Below are 19,455 nucleotides of genomic sequence, written 5' to 3' on the forward strand. Positions count from 1 at the left end.
GTCAGTGTGCTGCCGCACAGGTCGGCGCGGCGCTGGAGGAGAAGGTCGATCGCGACGCAGATGAGTGTGTTGTCGGTGATCCGCTCGCCGTTCACCCCGCGCGCGGTTGAGTTGGCGGACGCGCCATGAAGCCAGATCGCGGAGACGAGCGAACCGCACCGAGGACCGGTCAGTCCTCGTCGGCGACCCGGGGCATCTGACGCGTCTCGATCAGCTCCTCCGCGACCTCCCGGAGCGGGACGTCACGGCTCATCGCGGACCGTCGCAGGACGTTGAACGCCTGATAGCCCTCGAGCCCGAAACGCTCCATGAGGATGCCCTGGGCCTGCCCGATCGCCACCCGGCCCGCCAGGGCGGACCGGAAGTTCTGCTCCTTGCGCGTGGTGGCGAGCACGACGGCGATCTGGGTCGCGGCGACATAGCCGAGCTCGCGCGCCTCCACGTCGAACGGGTCCAGCGTCTTGCCGTACAGCGTCAGCGAACCGATCGTCTCGGCGCTGGTGAACAACCGATAGCTCACCATGCTGCGGATCCCGAGCTCCTCGACCGCACGTGGCCCCCAGAGCGGCCAGCGCGGATCCGTGGCGAGGTCGGGCGAATAGATCGTGGGGACGTCCACGACCGCATCGAGCGAAGGGCCCTGCCCGAGCTCGGCCTGGAGCTCGTCACCGCGACGCGCAAGGGAGTCGCTGGCGGCGAGGGTGTCGAAGGTGTGGAGATAGGCGATCGTGATGCCGGCTGCCACGCATCCGTCGATGTAGGAGGCGACGAACTGCACGGACTGAGCGGCTGCTGCGTCGACCGTCTCTGCCGCCGAGATGTCGCGGGCCGCTGTCGCCATATCATGAAGCGCGCCTGCGGGCCGATTGATGATCACATCTGAGTGTGTGCGCTGGGGGTCCCCTCCCGACAGCCGCGGAACGAAGGCGGCCCGGCCACTATGCGCGTCGGGGGTGAGCCGGGTCTCATCGAGCACGGGTGTCTCCCGGGTTCTCGCCGTACAGCTCGCGGTACTCCGCGGCGAACCGGCCGTGGTTGTGGAAGCCCCAGCGCGACGCCACCGCCGTCACCGTGTCACCGTCGCGCCCCGCGAGGAGGTCGCGGCGCGCGTGGTCGAGCCGCACCCGGCGCGCGTAGGCCATCGGCGTCGTCCCGAGGTGGCGCCGGAAGGCGATCTGGAGCGACCTCGGCGTGACGCGAGCGGCGTCGGCGATGTCGGCCACGCTCAGCTCGGTGTCGGCGTGCTCCTCCATGAAGGCGATGGCACGGTTCACCGCGTGCTCTGACGCGTCACGGCGGTCCTGGGCCTCGTCGCGCATCGTCTCCTCGGCGATCGAGTCGCTCCCGAACATGATCAGCGCCGTACGGGAGAGCAGACGGCCGACGGCATCGAGCGATCGCGCCGAGACGATCTCCTGGCCGTCGGCCAGGAGATCCTCGACGTAGTCGACGAGGTTGCGCCAGTGAAGCACCGCGGCGCGGTCAGCGGGTCGGTAGCGGGTGAAGCGCATCGGCGCCGTCGGTCGGTCTCCACGAAGGTCACGCGTGGCGCTGGTCATCAGGTCCCAGCGCAGGCTGATGCCGCGCACGGCGAGATCGCTCGAGCGACCGGTGCAGGCGTCGCCGGGTCCTGCGACCATGACCAGGTCCCCAGGGCCGGCCTGGTCGGTCGTGCCGCCGCGGACATACTCCGCCCAGCCTCGCCGCCCCTCCAGGATCGTGAGGTAGCCGAGCGGGTCGCAGTCATAGCTGATGTCGGCACCGAGGTCGACGTGGTCCAGCGCGAAGTCGCGGGTGTCGGCGCGCGAGAAGCCGACGTGTCGAAGATCGCCTGTCAGCCGCAGGTTGCTGCCGTAGGCGTGGTCGAGAACCTCACGGCCGAGCTCGGCATCGATCGTGCGGAGGTGGGACCGTCGTACGGGGTCGCCAAGGTCGGGCACATCAAACCTCCCAGCTTCGCCGCGACAGACCTCGCCACGGCAGATCACGCGCTGGGCACGCTTTTGAACCTCAGCTACGCCGCCAGTCTAGGGGGCGAAACCACCGATCTGTGAAGGCCCTCGGCAGATCAGCGCTTCTCGGCCAGTCGGCGGACGGCCAACCGGTCGACCTTCCCGTGCTCGAGGACGGGAATCTCCGGGACGACGACGACGCGACGCGGGGCCCAGGAACGAGGCAGCCCGGCGGCCTCCACCCCGTCGCGGAGCGCCTCGAGGGCGGGTGCGACGGAGCCGGCCGCTGGCGCCACGACCGCCACCACGACCTGTCCCCACTCGTCGTCCGCGACGCCGACGGCCTCGGCTTCCGCGACCCCCTCGAGGCCACGCACGGCCTCGGCGACACGAGGGAGGGCGACGTTGACCCCACCCGAGATCACCACGTCGTCCACCCGGCCGAGGACGGTCAGCCGCCCGTCGTCGTCGAGCCGGCCCAGGTCATGAGTCCGGAGCCAGCCGCCCTGCAGCGCCTCGGCCGTGGCCCGGGGGTCGCCGTCGTACCCGTCGAAGAGGACGCCGCCGCCGATCCAGATCCGTCGATCGACGTCGATGCGCACGGCGACCCCGTCGAGCGGCACGCCGTCGTAGACGCACCCACCGGCGGTCTCGCTCATCCCGTACGTCCGGACGACCCGCACCCCGGCCTCCGCGGCCCGCGCCCGCAGGCTCGGATCGAGCGCGGCCCCGCCGACCAGGACCGCGTCCAGCCTGGCGAGGAGATCGAGCCGCCCTGCCTCCGCGAGCCGGTGGAGCTGGGTGGGGACGAGCGAGGCGTAGCGGCGCTCGCCGGTCATCGCCCCGATCGCCGCCTCCAGGCCGGAGTGCTCGGACGCCACCACCGGCGGCGTGCCCCCGAGCACCGACCGGGCGAGGACCTGGACGCCGGCGACGTACTGCGGAGGCAGGTCGAGCAGCCACTGCCCGGGCCCGCCCAGACGAGCGTGGGTGGCGCGCACCGACGCTGTCACCGCGCGACGGGAGAGCAGCACGTCCTTGGGTCGGCCGGTGGAGCCCGAGGTGCGGATGGTGAGCGGTGCGGGCTCGGCCCGCGGGGTCAGCCAGGCCTCCAGCGCCGCCTGGACCTCCCGCGCGGAGCCGGTCACCGGACGAAGGGATCGTTCCGTCACGCACCCACGCTAACCAACCCCTCGACGCGACGACGCGGCCCGGGTGGGAGGATGGGCGGTCGTGGCAACAGCATCGCAGTGGATCGAAGGCGCCCGGCCCCGCACACTCCCGGCGGCGGTGGCCCCTGTCGTCGCCGGCACCGGAGCCGCACTGTACGCCGGCGAGGCCGTCTGGTGGAAGGCCGCCGTCTGCCTGCTGCTGTCGCTCGCCCTCCAGGTCGGCGTCAACTACGCCAACGACTACTCCGACGGCGTCAAGGGCACCGACGACGACCGGGTCGGCCCGTTGCGCCTGGTCGGCTCGCGTGCGGCCGACGCTGCGACGGTCAAGCGGGCCGCACTCGTCTGCTTCGCTGTCGGCGGCCTCCTCGGACTCCTGCTGGCGGCGACCTCGGGGTGGTGGCTGGTCCTCGTCGGCGTCGCCGCGATCGCGGCGGCGTGGTTCTACACCGGGGGCTCTCGGCCGTACGGCTACCACGCACTCGGCGAGGTGAGCGTCTTCGTCTTCTTCGGACTCGTCGCCGTGATGGGCACCACCTACGTCCAGGTGGGGGCGTTCACCTGGCCCAGCCTCGCCGCGGGGATCGGTGTGGGCGCGCTCGCGTGCGCCATCCTGGTCGCCAACAACCTGCGCGACATCCCCACGGACACCGCCACCGGCAAGCGGACCCTCGCCGTCGTGCTGGGCGACCGGGGGACGCGGATCTTCTACGTCGTCCTGCTCGTCATCGCCCTCGTCACCGTGTGGTGGCTGGCCTCGTACACGCCCTCGGCGCTCCTGGGTCTCCTCGCTTTCCCCTGGGCGCTGCGGGCCGCGACCCCGGTGGCGCGCGGCGAGCGGGGCCTGGCCCTCGTGCCCACGCTGCGCGACACCGGGATCGCCGAGCTGGTCCTCGCCGTCGGCGTGGCGGTCGGGTTGGCGATCGGAGGCTGATCCCTCCGGTCACTCCTCGTCGTCGTCGAGGAGCCCTTCCTTCTCGGCACGCGCGACGAGCTCACGGACGTTGTCGATCCGGCCGCAGTCGGCGTCGACCTGGGCGTTGCGCTCACGGGCGAACGCCTCACCGAGGTCGTGCCTCACCTTCTCGGCGACCGCCTCGCGCGCCGGGTTGAGGATCGTCAGCTCCTCCTCGGTCAGGTGGTGGTTGACCACCCGCGCGAGCTCCTCGACCGCGTCGTCGAAGGCCTGCGTGTCCGTGGCCACGAGCTCGAGCACGGCCAGCAGCGCCTGGTTGCCCTCGGCGTGCTCCTCCTCGCCGTGCTCCTCCTCGTGCGCGCCGATCGCGTCGCGGCGCCGCAGCGTCGGGTAGACCTTCTTCTCCTCCGCCTCCGCGTGGGCGACGTGCAGGGCGGCGAACGCCTTCCTGACGGCGTCACGGTCGGCGCTGGCGTCGCGGAGCTGCCGCAGGAGATCCTCGAAGCGCCGGTGGTCGTCGAGGATGAGGTCGATGACGTCGCCGGAGACGGGACGTCCGAGGTCGATGGCTGTGGTTGGCATGGCGCCAACGTAGACGGCCCGGCGCCCCCGCGCCGGTCACGAGCCCGCCCCCTGCATCTCACCGTGGAGTCACCTGGCGTTCGCCGGGGCCCGCGACCGTGTCTGCATGACCCAGACCCCGCCCGAACCCCAGCTCGGCCGCCGCACCCTCCTGCGGGGCGCGGCCGTGGTCGGAGCCGGAGCCGCCGTCCTCGGCTCCGTACCCGCCTCCGCCACCACCGCTCGCGCGACCTCCGGCTCCGCTGCCGCCCTGGTCCGTGGCGACCGCCCAGCCCTCACCCACGGCGTCCAAGCCGGTGACGTCCTGACCCGTCAGGCGACGCTCTGGTCCCGGGCCGACCGACCGTCCCGTCTCGTCGCGGAGATCGCCCGAGACCGCTCGTTCCGAAGGTCCGTGACCGTCCAGGGCCCGGTCGTCACCCCCGACACCGACTTCACGGGCCGCTTCACCGTGCGCGGGCTCCCGTCCGGCGCCGATCTCTTCTACCGCGTACGCGCGGTCGACCTCCGCGATCCCCGTCGCTCCAGCGCACCGGAGACCGGGCACCTGCGGACCGCGTCGCGCCGACGCGAGGATGTCCGGTTCCTGTGGTCCGGCGACATCGCCGGGCAGGGATGGGGGGTCAACCCTGCGTACGGCGGCTTCCGCATCGTCGACGCGATGGCGCGACGGCGCCCCGACTTCTTCCTCTGCAGCGGCGACAACGTCTACGCCGACGGCCCGCTCAGCGAGACGGTCACGCTGCCCGACGGCACGCTCTGGCGCAACGTCGTGACGGAGGAGAAGACGAAGGTCGCCGAGACCCTGGCCGAGTTCAGAGGACAGTTCCGCTACAACCTGCTCGCCGACAACTGGCGCCGGTTCCTCGCCGAGACACCGCAGGTGACGCAGTGGGACGACCATGAGGTGACCAACAACTGGTATCCCGGCGAGCTCCTGACCGACGCCCGCTACACCGAGAAGCGCGTCGACGCGCTCTCCGCGCGGGGGCGGCGGGCCTTTCACGAGTACATCCCGGTAGCACCGATCTCGCCCGACCCCGACGGACGGGTGTACCGCGTCCTGCACCTCGGCCCCCTGATCGACCTGTTCGTGCTCGACATGCGTACGCACAAGGACCCCAACACCGCCGACAAGGAGACCCTCCGCGACGGAGGCGTGCTCGGCGCGAAGCAGACACGCTGGCTGATCAGTGAGCTCGAGAGGTCGCGTGCCACCTGGAAGGTGATCGCCGCCGACCTCCCGGTCGGCCTGGTCGTGCCGGACGGGACGGAGCAGGAAGGCATCGCCCAGGGCGACCCGGGAGCACCGCTGGGGCGCGAGCTCGACATCGCTCCCGTGCTCACCGCACTGAAGCGTGCCGGCATCCGCAACCACGTGTGGCTGACGGCCGACGTCCACTACACCGCCGCGCACCACTACTCGCCCGACCGGGCGGCGTACCAGGACTTCGACCCGTTCTGGGAGTTCGTCTCGGGTCCGCTGAACGCCGGGGCGTTCGGCCCGAACGCGCTCGACGCGACCTTCGGGCCACGTGCGGAGTTCGTGGCGGCACCACCACGGGCGAATACGTCACCCGCCGAGGGGTTCCAGTTCTTCGGGGAGGTCGAGGTCGACGGCGACACGGCTGCCCTGACGGTCACGCTCCGCGACGTCGACGGTGGCGCCCTGTTCTCGAAGACGCTGGTGCCCCACCGCCGCTAGCCGCAGCCGAGTGAGGTTCGTCGACGCGTGTGCTCAGACCGGCACCACCATCCGCAACGCGCCGGCACGCACGCGGACGGTGATCGGCAACGCGCCGATCTCGTCACCGTCGATGCCGACGGGGACCGGTCCGTCGGCGGCGATCGTGACAGAACGCGTCCGCACCACGTCGACGGCATCGCGGCGCACGTGCGCACCGGTGCCTGCCTCGACCATGTAGGCGGCCATGTGGCGGCGTCCGAGGCCGTCGGTGCTCGCGACCAGCAGGTCGATGAGCCCGTCGTCGACCCGTGCCGACGGCACGATGTCCAGCCCGCGGCCGTACCGGCCGGAGTTCGCCGCGATCACGCTGTGCGCGCGTACGGTGCGGGTCCCGCCGTCGGTGGTCAGCGTGAACGTCGGTGCCCGCCACGTGAGCATGGCCAGCGGTCCGCTCGCCCGGTAGGCGACGACCGCGGGGAAGCGGCGCATGCGGTTGATCAGCCGGGTCGCTCGCGAGTCGACCCCGACGTAGACGTTGCCCAGGACCACGACGCCGTCGGCGTCGAGCACGTCGATCGGGCGCACGGGCCCATGCAGGAGCATCTCGAGGAGCGTCGCCGGGTCCTCGGTGATCCCGAACCCTCGGGCGAAGTCGTTGCCGCGACCACCGGGGACCACCGCCATGACTCCGTCACCCCGGACGACACCACCGCCCACGTCGCGCACCATCCCGTCTCCGCCGACGGCGACCACGACGCGGCCCGCGCAGGCCGCCTCGAACGCCGCCTCACCGACGTGGTGCACGCTGGTCGTGACGACGGTCGCGACGTCGACCCCGGCCGCTCGAAGGCGCTCCGCGAGCGGGTCCCAGACCCGCTGGGAATCGCCCCGTCCCGAGATCGGGTTGACCAGCGCGGTGATCTGCCGGGTGCTCATCGCGCCACCAGGACGCCGGGGTTGAGGATCCCCGCCGGATCGAGCGTCGCCTTGACGGCACGGAGGACCTCCACACCGAGCGGCCCGATCTCCTCGGCGTACGGGGCACGATGGTCGGTCCCGACCCCGTGGTGGTGGCTGATCGCTGCCCCTGCGGCGCGGATGGCGGCGTTCGCCGCCGCCTTCGCCGGGGCCCACTGGGCGAGCGGGTCGTCCGCCTGGGCGCAGGCGATCGTGAAGTAGAGGGACGCCCCGGTCTCGTACACGTGCGAGACGTGGCAGAGGACGATCGCCGGGGTGCCCTGCTCGCCGAGCGCCCCCTGCACCGCCTCGGTGACCGCGGCTTTGAGACGTGGGACGTTCGACCAGAAGGTGACCGTCTCCAGGGTCTCCACGAAGGCGCCCGCGTCCAGGAGGGGGTCACGTTGGTAGGGCCCATGGAAGCGGCCGCGCCGCCACGCCTCGCCGGATTCCAGACCGAGCGGCTCGCCACCGCACGCCTGAAGCACTGCCGTGGCACGCCCGCGGCGGACGGCGACGTCCTCCGGATCGCCCTCGTAGCCGGTGATCGCCAGGCATCCGCCCTCGCCTGGCGCGGGGCCGCCCGACGGGTCGGCGAGGTTGATCGCGGTCTCGGCCTCGTCCGAGAGCCGGAGCACGGTGGGCAACGGCCCGTCCTGGGCCAGGCGGCGCACCGCCTCCAGACCGGCCTCGAACGACGGGAACCGCCATCCCTCGAACACGCGCTCGCGCGGCACGGGCCGGACCCGGACGGTGAGCGACGTGATCACGCCCAGGACACCCTCCGAGCCGAGGACGAGCTGACGAAGGTCGGGTCCGGATGCGGACTTCGGCGCGGTGCCGAGCTCCAGCGTCCCTCGCGGGGTGGCGAGGACCAACCCGACGACCATCTCGTCGAAGCGCCCGTAGCCCGCCGAGGACTGGCCCGCCGACCGTGCGGCCGCGTATCCGCCGAGCGAGGCGCCCTCGTACGACTGCGGGAAGTGCCCCAGGGTGAAGCCCTCCGCCTGGAGCAGCTCCTCGGCACGGGGGCCGCGCATCCCCGCCTGGAGCGTCGCCGTCCGCGACACGGGGTCGAGCGCCACCGGGGCGTCCAGGCGGGCCAGGTCCAGGGCCACCACCCCGGCGAAGCCTTCCCGCTCCGGGGCCAGACCGCCCACCACGGACGTCCCGCCCGAGTAGGGGACGACGGCGACGCCTGCCTCGGAGCAGGCCTGCAGGACGCGGACCACCTCGTCGTGCGACCCCGGCCGCACGACCAGGTCGGGCGCATCGGCGACGTCGCCGGCCCGCATGCGCAGGATGTCGGGCGTCGACCAGCCGCGGGTGTGGCGCAGCCGGTCCATCTCCTCGTCGCTGACGTACGCGGCCCCGACTGCTGCCTCCAGCGCCGTACGGGCGGAGGCCGGCACCGCCGGGCCTGGCAGCACCACGTCCTCCGGGGCCACCGCGACGCTGCGGGGGCGCACCCCGAGCGCGTCGAGCGCCTCCTTGGTGGCCGGGGAGAGCCCCGTCGCGTGGGCCGGATTGCCCCACCGGTCCGGCGCGAACTCCACGACAGGCAGTGCCAGCTCCGACATGGTTCTCCGATCTCGACACCCTCGATGTCATGCTAAGTTGAACACATTATGGCGAAGCGTTTCAATGCCGGATCGGAGCTCGAGCGGCTGCGTGCCCGCCCCGCTGACTCGGGCAAGGCCATCCCCGAGGATCGCATCCTCGACGCGGCCGCGGACGCGTTGCTCGACAACGGCCTCGAGCGCGTCACGATGGCCGACATCGCCACGCGCGCCGGTGTCGCCCGCGCGACGCTCTACCGCCGCTGGGAGAACGTGCACTCGGTGATCGCCGCGCTGCTCACGCGCGAGTGGACGGCCGTCGCGACCGAGGCCGCCGACCGCGTCTTCCCGACCGGACGCGAACGCGTCGTCGCCGCGGCCGTCGCCACCATCGCGACCATCCGGGCCCATCCCCTCCACCGCGCGATCGTCGACTCCGACCCCGAGTTCCTCGTGCCCTACGTGTTCCAGCGCATGGGGAGGACCAGCACGCACATGCTGCAGGTGCTCGAGGACCTGCTCCGAGAGGGGCACCACGACGGATCGATCCGTCCCCTCGACGTCGCCCTGCAGGCGCGTACGGTCCTCCTGCTGGCGTGGTCGTTCGCGATGACCGCACCGGCGGTGACAACGTCCGCCACCGGCAGCGGAGTCACCCTCGAGGCACTGGACGACCAGCTGGCCGAGGCGCTCGACCGCTATCTCTCCCCCGACCGCCGCGAGGACTGACGATGCACACCGCTCCTGCCTCGCTCGACGCCGCCCGTCGGGCCCGAGAGCTCGACGACCTGGCCTCGGGGGACGCTGTCGACCTGCTCGTCGTGGGTGGAGGCGTGACCGGGGCCGGGGTCGCTCTGGACGCGGCGTCGCGAGGGCTGTCGGTCGCCCTGGTCGAGAAGCACGACCTGGCCTTCGGGACCAGCCGGTGGAGCTCCAAGCTGGTCCACGGTGGGCTCCGTTATCTGGGCAGCGGTGACGTCGGTCTCGCCTACGGGAGCGCCGTCGAGCGCGGTGTGCTCATCGAGCGCACGGCACCCCACCTGGTCCAGGCGCTTCCCAACGTCTTTCCCCTGCTGGACGGTGTGAGTCGCAGGACCGCGGCGACCGTACGGGCCGGCTACCTGATCGGAGACGCCCTTCGTCAGGCGGCCGGGACGTCGAGCCGGACCCTCCCCCGCTCCCGCCGTCTGTCGGCGCTCGAGGTCCGGCGCTATGCCCCCACGATGCGTGCCGACGGCCTCCGCGGGGGCCTGGTCTTCTGGGACGGGCAGGTGGTCGACGACGCGCGGCTGGTCGTCGGCATCGCCCGGACCGCGGCCTCCCTCGGAGCACGGGTCCTGACACGGACGAGCGCGGTCGAGCTCAGCGGCACCGGTGCGGTGCTGCGCGACGAGCAGACGGGCGCCACGATGCAGGTCGACGCCCGGATGGTGGTCAACGCGGCGGGCGTCTGGGCCGGGACGCTCGCCGACGGGGTCCGTCTGCGGCCGAGCCGCGGGACCCACCTCGTCCTGCGGGCGGAGACGCTGGGCGGGCTCACCTCGGGACTGACCATCCCGGTGCCGGGCGCCACGAACCAGTTCATCCTCGTGCTGCCGGCCTGGGACGGCCGCGTGTATGTCGGCCTGACCGACGAGGAGGTCCACGGCGACGTCCCCGACGTCCCGGTCGCCACCGAGTCCGAGATCGCGTTCCTCCTCGACACGGTGTCGCCGGCGCTCGAGCGCCCACTCACCCGCGACGACGTGGTCGGCACCTTCTCGGGCCTGCGCCCGCTCCTCGACGGAGAGGGCGGACGCACCTCCGACCTGTCGCGCCGACACGTCGTGCTCACGGCCGACGACGGCCTGGTCAGCATCGTCGGCGGCAAGCTGACGACCTACCGCCGGATGGCCGAGGACGCGGTCGACGCCGCCCTCGAGGCCACGCGGCGCACCGCCGGGCCCTCACGGACCACGACGCTCCCGCTGGTGGGCGCCGCCGACCGGGTGACGCTCTCGCACATCCCCGCTCCCCAGCGGCTCGTCGCCCGGTACGGGACCGAGGCCGCCGCGGTCCTCGCCGGCGCCGAGGGAGACCCGACCCTGCTCGAGCCGATCGCCCCGCACATCGCGACCACGCCGGCCGAGCTGCGGTTCGCCGTACGCCACGAGGGAGCGCTGGACGTCGACGACCTGCTCGATCGACGGACGCGTGTCGGTCTCGTGGCGGCCGACCGCGAGATCGCGCTGCCGTTCGCCGAGGCGGCCCTGGAGGCCGACCGCTAGACGCCGCCCACGCCGGGCGTGAACCGTCCGGTCGCGTCGTAGTCGGCCAGCACCGCCTCGTAGGGCGCCAGGTCGAGTCCCTGCTGCGCTACCCAGTCGTCGTCGTAGTACGTCGATGCGTAGCGGTCACCGGAGTCGCACAGCAGCGTCACGACGCTGCCCGACTCCCCCGCGGCGCGCATCCGCTCGATGACGGTCAGCGCGCCCCACACGTTCGTGCCGGTCGACCCACCCACGCTGCGCCCCAGCCGGCGGGTGCACCAGCGCATCGCCGCGACGGAGGCCGCGTCGGGGACGCGCAGCATGTCGTCGATGACGCCTCCGACGAACGACGGCTCGACCCGTGGCCGGCCGATCCCCTCGATGCGCGACGGCATCCCGGTGGTGTGGTCCGACGTGTCGAGCTCCCACCCGTCGAAGAACGCGGAGTTCTCGGGGTCCGCGACCATCACCTGCGTCGGGTGCCGGCGGTAGCGGACGTAGCGGCCGATCGTCGCCGACGTCCCACCGGTCCCGGCACCCACCACCACCCACGACGGCACGGGGTGCGGCTCCTCGCTCATCTGCGCGAAGATCGACTCGGCGATGTTGTTGTTGCCACGCCAGTCGGTGGCGCGCTCGGCGTAGGTGAACTGGTCCATGTAGTGGCCGCCGCACCGGTGGGCGAGGCTCGCCGCCTCGGCGTACACGTCGGCAGGGTCGTCCACGAAGTGGCAGCGCCCGCCGTACCACTCGATCAGAGCGATCTTGCTCTCGCTGGTGCTGCGCGGCATGACGGCGACGAACGGCAGTCCGACGAGGCCCGCGAAGTAGGCCTCGCTCACAGCGGTGGAGCCGCTGGACGCCTCGACGATCGTGGTGTCAGGGCCGATCCACCCGTTGCAGAGGGCATAGAGGAACAGCGACCGCGCGAGCCGGTGCTTGAGGGAGCCGGTCGGGTGGACAGACTCGTCCTTGAGGTACAGCTCGATGCCGGGGGCACCCGGCAGAGGGCAGACGTGGAGGTGGGTGTCGGCGCTTCGGTTGGCATCGGCATCGACCCGCCGTACGGCTTCGTCGACCCAGGCCCGCCGCTGCGCGGACGAGCGAGGCACGGCCTCAGTCCACGTCTTCGGCGCCGCGCGCCGCCTCGAGCCGGTCGTTCATCTTGTCGGCGCGGGCCTTGAGCGACACGGCAACCTCCTCGCGGAGCCCTCCGAGCAGGAAGAACGAGGCCACCGCCGAGATCGCCAGGGCGATGAGGGCAACCCACAGCACGGTGACGTCGCTGACCTCGAGCCAGATCGACGACACGAGACCCACGACGACGAACGCGACGGCGAAGAATCCCAGTCGCGCGAGGGTGTACCGGACGAAGGCGCTCACATGTCGAGGATACCCGGGCCGCGCACTCAGCTGTCCTGCGGACCTATCACCGGAGGCGGCGTCCCGGCGGGCGAGGACGGCAGCGCCTCTCCCTCGTCTGTCGGCGGCGCGGTGGTCGGCGCGGCCGTCGTCGGTGGCGGTGTGGTTCGGGTCGGGGTGGGCGGGGCGGTCGTGGTGGGCGGCGCGGTCGTCGGCGTCGGAGACGCGGTGGTCGGCGTCCGAGTCGGTGACGTCTCCGTCGGCCTCGTCCGCGTCGGCGTCGTCCGGGTGGGCGTCGTCCGCGTCGGCGCGGGCCTGCTGGTCTGCGTCGGAGAGGGGGAGCGCGTGCTGCTGGTCTCCGTCGGCGTCGTCCGCGTCGGCGTCGGGGTGGGGACAGGGTCGGACGGATCGTCACCGCTGGTCAGGACGAGCCCCACGGCCACTGCGGCGGCGATGAGCACCACCGCGACCGCGATCAAGGGGGCGCGGCGTGCCCAGGGCGAGGGCTCGTCCGCCGGACTGCCGGTGTCGTCGAGGGCTGAGCCACCACCGGTCGGCGGCTCGTCGCTGGCGGCCAGCGGCGCGGTCGCTCCGGCGGCAGCCGCCGGGGCCACCGCCTCGGCCGTGACGGGCTCCTGCTCGGCCGTGTCGGTGACGGGATCCGGCTCCTCCGAGTCACCCTCAGCCTGTGCCGCGGAACCGAGCGCCGCACCGGCCGCGGCACCCCCGGCAGCAGCGCCGATCACCGGGCCCGCGGCGGGTGCCGCGGCCTCCGTGGGATCGTCGGCGACCGGAAGACCGACCACCGTGTCGCTGCCTCCGGGGTCGGTGACCGTCACGCCGGCCGCGGCGAGCGCGGCCGCGACGTCTCCGCCGTCACGCACCGCCCGCAGTGCCGCCGCGGCACCCCGCGCGTCCGGCCGCTCGTCGGGGTCGCGCCGTGTCATCGCACCCAGCGCCAACGCCCAGTCGGGCCCGAGCGACTCCGGGATGCGCGGCGGACGGTGCAGCCGTGCCGACAACGTCTCGACCCGCGTGCCGGGGAACGGGTCCTCACCGGTGAGTGCCTCCAGGAGGACCAGGCCCAGGGCATAGACGTCGGCGCGCGGCCCGACCTCGTCCAGGACCGCCTGCTCGGGGCTCAGATAACGCGCCGTACCGACCAGAAGGTCGGGCGAGGTCAGACGAGTGCCCTCGAGATAGCGGGAGACCCCGAAGTCGGTGAGCTTGACCCGCGGCGCCGCGCCGCTCCGCTCGACGAGCATCACGTTGGACGGCTTCACGTCCCGGTGGAGCACACCGTTGTCGTGGATGGCCGCCAGCGCGTCGGCGAGCTGCGCTCCGATGTCGGCGACCGTCTCGGGATCCATCGGCCCGTCGACGAGCACCCGGCTGAGCGTCTTGCCGGGGACGTACTCCATCACCAGGTACGGCGCGTCACCGTCGGCCTGGACGTCGAAGACCGTGACCAGGCCGGGGTGGGAGACGCCGGCGCCGATCCTCGCCTCCATCTCGTGACGGCGCAGCGCGTCCTCGACCTCGACCCCCGCCTCGGCGCGCATCATCTTGACGGCGACGACACGACCGAGGAGCTCGTCACGCGCCCGGTACACGTCGGCCATGCCGCCACGGCCCACGAGCGCCAACAGGCGGTAACGCCCGTCGACCAGCTCACCGACCCGGCCGTTCGTCGGCTCCGACATCGACCGCGGCCCCACCTTTCATCGTCGTCGGTCGCGCTCCGACGACGCGACCTCCTCCATTGTGGCGGGTCGGAGGGCCGCCGGCCGAGTGCGACGCGGACAGAGCGTCAGAGCATCGCGATTCCCTTCGCCGGCGACACCCGCGTGGCCCGCCGTGCCGGGACCACCGAGGCGATCAGACCGGTCGCCGTCGTGGCGGCGAGCACGATCGCGACCTGGAGCCACGGCACCGAGAACGCGACGTCGTCGACGAGACCCTCGGTGAGCGCCCGGACGCCGAGCCATGCGTACGCACCTCCGAGGGTGGTTCCCAGCACGGCGCCGACTCCGGCCATGAGGAGCGCCTCGCCCGCGAGCGTGCGTCGCAGCCCGCCGCGGCTGAGGCCGAGCGCCCGCAGCAGCGCGTTCTCCCGCGAGCGCTCGAGGATCGACAGGCTCAAGGTCCCCGTCATGCCGACGACGGCGATGAGGACCGCGACGGCGAGCAGGCCGACGACGACCGCCAGCATCACGTCGAGCTGCAGGCCGATCCAGGTCCGCTGGACCATGCTTCCGGCGACGTCGGCACCGGCGGACCGGGCGACGGTCGCCGTGTCGGCCATGACCTGTTCCGCGGGCGCCCCACCCTCGCCGCGCGCCCAGACCGCGCGCGGTTCCGCTGCCACGCCCAGCTCGTCGAGCACCCCCGGTCCGACGAGGACGACCTCGCCGAGCGACCCGCCGCCGCGTGGACGGAGGTCGAGCTCGCCGAACGTCGTCCGCAGCCGGGCGCTCTCGCCGTACGAGAGGTCGAGGGCGGTCGAGAGCTCCTCACCGATGACGAGCTCTCCCGGACCCGGGACCACCGTGTCGCCGTGGACGATGCGCGCCGCCGCCGGCGACACCTCCAGCGCCAGCACACGGTGCCCGTCCATCTCGACCTCCCCTCCCGGCAGGGTGGCGACCGAGTCGACGCCGTCGACGCCATCGACGCGGTCCCCGACACCCTCGGCGAGAGGGCCCCCGGCCGCGACCACCCCGACGTCGAGCGCGTACGACGCGTCCAGGTCCCGGTCGATCGACCCGCGCAACGAGGCGGTGCCGATCACCACCATCGTGATGAGCGTGACGCCGATGAGGAGGGAGGTCGCCGTCGAGGCGGTCCGGCGAGGGTTGCGGACGACGTTGTCCGCCGCGAGCCGGCCCGAGACACCGCTGCGCCCGACGACCGGCCCGACCAGCCGGAGGAGGGCGGGGACCAGCAACGGGGCGAGGACGACCACGCCGAGGAACGACGTCATGCCGCCGGCGAGGCCGACCGGGATCAGGTCACCGGTCCCCAGGACCAGGCCGGCGCCACCGACGGACACGAGCACCGTGCCCAGGGCCACGCGGATCCTCCCGGCGCCCCCGGAGAGTCCGGTGGTCTCGTGCGGGCGGAGGGCCTCCAGCGGTGTGAGGCGACCGATCCGGCGAGCAGGCAGGACCGTCGCCCCCACCGCGACCAGCACGCCGAGGGCGAACGGCAGGCCGACGCCGAGCGGGCTCAGCGACACCGCCCCGAAACTGATCCCGGCCGTCCACGCGCGCAGGGCGGCGACGGTCGCGTGCCCGAGTCCCCAGCCGACCAGCACCCCGACCGTCGAGGCCGCCACTCCGAGGGCGAGCGACTCCAGGCGCAGCGAGCGGACGATCTGACGGCGGGTCGCGCCGACGCAGCGCAGCAGCGCGAGCTCACGGCGGCGCTGGGCGAGGACGGTCGTGATGGTGCTCGCGATGACCAGCGTCCCGACGAATGCCGAGATCGCGGCGAACACCAGGACCATCCGTTGGAGAATGTCCACGTCGTTGGTGGCCTCCGCGACCGCGGAGTCGACCCATGCCTCACGATCGGCGACCGGACGCTCGGACCTGTCTGCACCCACGGCAGACCGCAGCGCCTTCCCCGTCGCTGCCGCGGTCGTGTCGGCGACGCGCACGGACACGTCGTCGGCCGTGAGGACGTCACCGAGCCGCGAGCCGACCTGCTCCGAGACGTACACCGTCGATCCCAGCGTGCCGCCCGGGCTCGTCGTAAAGCCGGTGATCGCCACCTCCACCGGGCCGCGTTGCCCGAAGACGCGCACGGTGTCGCCCAGCGCGACGTCGTACCGCTTCGCGCTCGAAGCGGCCATGAGCGCCTCCCGCGGCCGCTGCGGAGCGACTCCGTCGGCGACCTCCTGCCACCTCAGGTCGCGGTCCGCGGCGACTGTGCCGACACTCATCAGCTGCCGGGCCGAGCGGGCCTCCACCTCCACGAAGCCGAGCCGGTTGACGACCGCCCCCTCGACGCCGTCGACGGCCCGGATCTGGTCGATGAGCCGGTCCAGGGTGCGGGAGTCGTCGGCCGACGTGTCCACGACCAGGTCGGCGCCGGCGTACTGAGCGACGACGTCGGACCTGAGCCCGTCACGGGCCGAGGCGCTCAGGGCGTTCACGGCGACCATGAAGGCCACCGACATGACGATGGCGGCGACGGCGGTGACGTAGCGCCGGGAGTGCGCCCGCAAGGACCCCCAGAGCACCGTGCGCATCAGGCGTCCAGTCCGGCGATCGCGCTGACGACGTCCTCGGCGGTGGGGCGCTCGAGCGTCCCGGCCAGCCGCCCGTCTCGCAGCAGCAGCACACGGTCGGCGTACGCGGCCGCGGTCGGCTCGTGCGTCACCATCACGACGGTCTGCGCGAGCTCGTCGACCGAGCGGCGGAGGAAGTCGAGAACCTCGGCGCTGGAGCGGCTGTCCAGGTTGCCGGTCGGCTCGTCGGCGAAGACGACGTCGGGCGAGGAGAGCAGCGCCCGCGCGATCGCGACCCGCTGCTGCTGGCCGCCGGAGAGCTCCGACGGACGGTGCGAGAGTCGGTCGGCGAGGCCGAGCACCTCGATGAGCGTGTCGAAGCGCCGCCAGTCCGGCTCGCGACCCGCCAGGTCCAGCGGGAGCAGGATGTTGTGGCGCGCGGTGAGGGTGGGGAGCAGGTTGAACGCCTGGAACACGAACCCGACGTGCTCGCGCCGGAACCTCGTGAGGGCGTTGTCGTCGAGGTCGCCGAGGCCCGTACCCGCGACCTCGACCTCCCCGGAGGTCGGCGAGTCGAGCCCGGCCAGGCAGTGCATGAGCGTGGACTTCCCCGAGCCCGACGGGCCCATGATCGCGGTGAGCCGGGCGCGCTCGATGGTGAGGTCGACGCCGTCGAGAGCCCGGACCTCCGCCGGACCGCGGCCGTAGGTCTTGACGAGCCCGCGGGTCCGCGCGGCCGCCGTGTCGGTGGGGGTCTGGACGCCGCCCGGCACGGCCGAGGCGAGAGAGGAGACAGGGATCGATGACATGACGACCACGCTAGGAACCGCGGCCGTCGTGAGCGTCGACCCGCGGACCCCTCTCCGACGTGCGCGGTCATACCGCGGTCGTACGTGCCAGTGTCCTTCGGCTCAGGTGGTCGGGCGCACCAGCGCGGTGTCGTACGCGAGGACGACGAGCTGCACCCGGTCCCGGCTGCCGGTCTTGGCCAGCAGCCGCCCGATGTGAGTCTTGACGGTCGGCTCCGCGACGACGAGTCGCCTCGCGATCTCGGAGTTGGTGAGCCCTTGCGCGACGAGGACCAGCACCTCGCGCTCTCGATCGGTGAGCATGTCGAGGCGATGGTCGGGGGCGGCCTCACCGTCGGGCAGCTGGTCGGAGAACCGCTCCAGCATCCGCCGGGTCGCACTCGGCGCCACCACCGCGTCGCCGCGGTGCACGTCACGGATCGCGGCCAGCAGCACCTCCGGCGGGGCGTCCTTGAGCAGGAACGCCGACGCGCCAGCCCGCAGTCCGCTGTAGACGTACTCGTCGAGGTCGAACGTCGTGAGCACCACGACACGGGCGGTCGATCCCCGCTCGCTCAGGACACGCGTCGCGGCCACACCGTCCAGCCGCGGCATCCGGACGTCCATCAGCACCACGTCGACGCCGGTCACCGACAGCCGCTCCACGGCCTCGAGCCCGTCGGCCGCCTCGCCGACGACCTCCATGTCCGGCTGCGACTCCACCAGCATCCGGAAGCCCGCCCGGACCAGCTGCTGGTCGTCGACGAGGAACACCCGCAGCGGGCGCTCGGATGACCCCTCCTCGGGCAGGTCGCTCACCTGGTCTCCTTCCCGTACGGGATGCGGGCCTCGACCCGGAACCCGCCACTGGCCAATGGTCCGGCCACGACCGTGCCGTCGTGGATGGCGATGCGCTCCCGGATGCCGCGGATGCCGTGTCCTCCGCGCGGCGAGGGTCCGGCAGCCACCGGCTGGGTGCCCCCGTCGTCCTCGACGCAGACCAGCACGTGGTCGGGGAGCACACCGACCTGGACCCGCGTGCGGACGCCGGCGCCGGCGTGCTTGAGGGTGTTGGTGAGCGCCTCCTGCACCACGCGGTAGACGGTCAGTCCGGTGGTCGTGTCGACCGCCGACGGGTCTCCCGCGACCTCGGCACGGACGTCCAGCCCGCTGCGGCGCACCTGGTCGACCAGGGTCGGCACGTCGGTCGCCGTCGGCATGGGCGCCCGCTGCGTCGCGTCGGAGGCGTCGTCGTCGCGCAGGAGCCCGAGCAGGCGGCGCATCTCGGCGAGGGACTGGCGCGACGTGCGCGAGATCGTCTCGAGGGTCTCGCTCGCCGCCTCGGGCCGCGTCCTCGAGGCGTAGAGCGCGCCGTCGGCCTGGACGACGATCACCGACAGGCTGTGCGCGACGACGTCGTGCATCTCGCGGGCGATCCGTGCACGTTCGGCCGCGGCGGCGATCTGTGCCTGCTGCTCGGCGTCACGCTCGAGCTGGCGGGCCCGCTCCTCCAGGCCGACGACGTACTCCCGCCGCGTGCGCATGTAGGCGCCGAAGGACCACGGCGCAGCGACGACGAGGCTCATGACGACGATGTTGCCGACGATGCTGGACTCGGGCGAGGACGCGTACCACTCGAGGGTCGAGAGGAGCACCCCGAGGAAGCCGACGCCGAGCCCGGCACGCCGAGCCCAGAGCGGGCCGTACGCGGCGACGGAGTAGAGCGCGACGAGGAGGGCGACGTCGGCGTAGAGCGGTTCGTCGGTCAGGACCAGCTGGCCCGCCAGCAGCAGCGACACGAGCGTGAACGACGCCACCGGGCGTGTACGGCGCCATGCCAGCGCCAGGAGGATGAGGATCTGGTAGCCCGCCTCGCCGGCGGTGCCCGCGGTGCCCAGGTTGAGCGCGAAGGGGACGAGCGGCAGGGCGAGTGCGCCGGCCAGGGCCGCGTCCACCGCGAAGGGGTGGTCACGCGTCCACGCCGTCACTCTCCTCAC

Annotated in this window: 17 protein-coding genes; 4 read left to right on the top strand and 13 right to left on the bottom strand. The window is 72.8% G+C overall.

Annotation, left to right across the window (positions count from 1 at the left end; translation table 11 throughout):
• Positions 1-169: 169 nt before the first annotated feature.
• From KV100_RS07175 to KV100_RS07185, 3 genes are all read right to left on the bottom strand, one after another.
• Positions 170-841, bottom strand: a complete 672-nt coding sequence (locus KV100_RS07175; protein ID WP_220342161.1) for a GAF and ANTAR domain-containing protein — start codon at positions 839-841, stop codon at positions 170-172.
• Between the two features lie 124 nt (positions 842-965).
• Positions 966-1,940, bottom strand: coding sequence for an AraC family transcriptional regulator (locus tag KV100_RS20090; RefSeq protein WP_220342162.1), 975 nt, complete (start codon positions 1,938-1,940; stop codon positions 966-968).
• A 128-nt stretch (positions 1,941-2,068) separates the two neighbouring features.
• Positions 2,069-3,124: an AMP-binding protein gene (locus KV100_RS07185; protein ID WP_308291374.1), complete on the bottom strand. Its 1,056-nt coding sequence runs from the start codon at positions 3,122-3,124 to the stop codon at positions 2,069-2,071.
• Positions 3,125-3,185: 61 nt separating this feature from the next.
• Here KV100_RS07185 and KV100_RS07190 point away from each other — a divergent pair, with 61 nt between their 5' ends.
• Complete coding sequence (locus KV100_RS07190) at positions 3,186-4,058, top strand: 1,4-dihydroxy-2-naphthoate polyprenyltransferase (protein WP_220342163.1); 873 nt, start codon at positions 3,186-3,188, stop codon at positions 4,056-4,058.
• Positions 4,059-4,067: 9 nt separating this feature from the next.
• Here the strand turns inward: KV100_RS07190 and KV100_RS07195 are convergent, their stop codons facing one another.
• Positions 4,068-4,622: a hemerythrin domain-containing protein gene (locus tag KV100_RS07195; RefSeq protein ID WP_220342164.1), complete on the bottom strand. Its 555-nt coding sequence runs from the start codon at positions 4,620-4,622 to the stop codon at positions 4,068-4,070.
• 106 nt (positions 4,623-4,728) lie between these two features.
• Here KV100_RS07195 and KV100_RS07200 point away from each other — a divergent pair, with 106 nt between their 5' ends.
• Entirely contained in the window at positions 4,729-6,327 is a 1,599-nt protein-coding gene (locus tag KV100_RS07200; RefSeq protein WP_220342165.1) for an alkaline phosphatase, read from the top strand.
• Between the two features lie 33 nt (positions 6,328-6,360).
• Here the strand turns inward: KV100_RS07200 and KV100_RS07205 are convergent, their stop codons facing one another.
• Both KV100_RS07205 and KV100_RS07210 read right to left on the bottom strand, forming a co-directional pair.
• Positions 6,361-7,245 (bottom strand): diacylglycerol kinase family protein, encoded by an 885-nt coding sequence (locus tag KV100_RS07205; protein ID WP_220342166.1) that lies wholly within the window; start codon positions 7,243-7,245, stop codon positions 6,361-6,363.
• The gene (locus tag KV100_RS07210) at positions 7,242-8,846 is read right to left on the bottom strand and encodes an FAD-binding oxidoreductase (RefSeq protein ID WP_220342167.1); all 1,605 of its coding nucleotides are present in this window, start codon (positions 8,844-8,846) and stop codon (positions 7,242-7,244) included. The genes KV100_RS07205 and KV100_RS07210 overlap by 4 nt, the downstream gene beginning before the upstream one ends.
• A 48-nt stretch (positions 8,847-8,894) precedes the next feature.
• Between KV100_RS07210 and KV100_RS07215 the strand changes: the two genes are divergently transcribed.
• Together KV100_RS07215 and KV100_RS07220 are read left to right on the top strand one after the other, a co-directional pair.
• A complete protein-coding gene (locus tag KV100_RS07215) occupies positions 8,895-9,554 on the top strand; it encodes a TetR/AcrR family transcriptional regulator (RefSeq protein WP_220342168.1) in 660 nt (219 codons plus the stop codon).
• Positions 9,555-9,556: 2 nt separating this feature from the next.
• Positions 9,557-11,092, top strand: a complete 1,536-nt coding sequence (locus KV100_RS07220; RefSeq protein ID WP_220342169.1) for a glycerol-3-phosphate dehydrogenase/oxidase — start codon at positions 9,557-9,559, stop codon at positions 11,090-11,092.
• On the opposite strand, the gene KV100_RS07225 is transcribed toward KV100_RS07220, so the two are convergent.
• The 7 genes from KV100_RS07225 to KV100_RS20095 form a co-directional block, all read right to left on the bottom strand.
• On the bottom strand, positions 11,089-12,186 hold the full coding sequence (locus tag KV100_RS07225) for a PLP-dependent cysteine synthase family protein (RefSeq protein ID WP_220342170.1): 1,098 nt from the start codon (positions 12,184-12,186) through the stop codon (positions 11,089-11,091). The two genes, KV100_RS07220 and KV100_RS07225, sit on opposite strands and share 4 nt — an antisense overlap.
• Positions 12,187-12,190: 4 nt before the next feature.
• Positions 12,191-12,457: a DUF4229 domain-containing protein gene (locus tag KV100_RS07230; protein ID WP_220342171.1), complete on the bottom strand. Its 267-nt coding sequence runs from the start codon at positions 12,455-12,457 to the stop codon at positions 12,191-12,193.
• A 26-nt stretch (positions 12,458-12,483) separates the two neighbouring features.
• Positions 12,484-14,139, bottom strand: a complete 1,656-nt coding sequence (locus tag KV100_RS19910) for a serine/threonine-protein kinase (protein ID WP_220342172.1) — start codon at positions 14,137-14,139, stop codon at positions 12,484-12,486.
• Between the two features lie 107 nt (positions 14,140-14,246).
• The gene (locus tag KV100_RS07240) at positions 14,247-16,691 is read right to left on the bottom strand and encodes an ABC transporter permease (RefSeq protein WP_220342173.1); all 2,445 of its coding nucleotides are present in this window, start codon (positions 16,689-16,691) and stop codon (positions 14,247-14,249) included.
• The gene (locus KV100_RS07245; RefSeq protein WP_220342174.1) at positions 16,691-17,479 is read right to left on the bottom strand and encodes an ABC transporter ATP-binding protein; all 789 of its coding nucleotides are present in this window, start codon (positions 17,477-17,479) and stop codon (positions 16,691-16,693) included. Before KV100_RS07245 ends, KV100_RS07240 begins: the two co-directional genes overlap by 1 nt.
• Positions 17,480-17,581: 102 nt before the next feature.
• The gene (locus KV100_RS07250; RefSeq protein WP_301022180.1) at positions 17,582-18,277 is read right to left on the bottom strand and encodes a response regulator transcription factor; all 696 of its coding nucleotides are present in this window, start codon (positions 18,275-18,277) and stop codon (positions 17,582-17,584) included.
• Complete coding sequence (locus KV100_RS20095; RefSeq protein WP_220342175.1) at positions 18,274-19,455, bottom strand: histidine kinase; 1,182 nt, start codon at positions 19,453-19,455, stop codon at positions 18,274-18,276. Before KV100_RS20095 ends, KV100_RS07250 begins: the two co-directional genes overlap by 4 nt.

This window comes from Mumia sp. zg.B21 (assembly GCF_019550855.1).
Taxonomy (GTDB): Bacteria; Actinomycetota; Actinomycetes; order Propionibacteriales; family Nocardioidaceae; genus Mumia.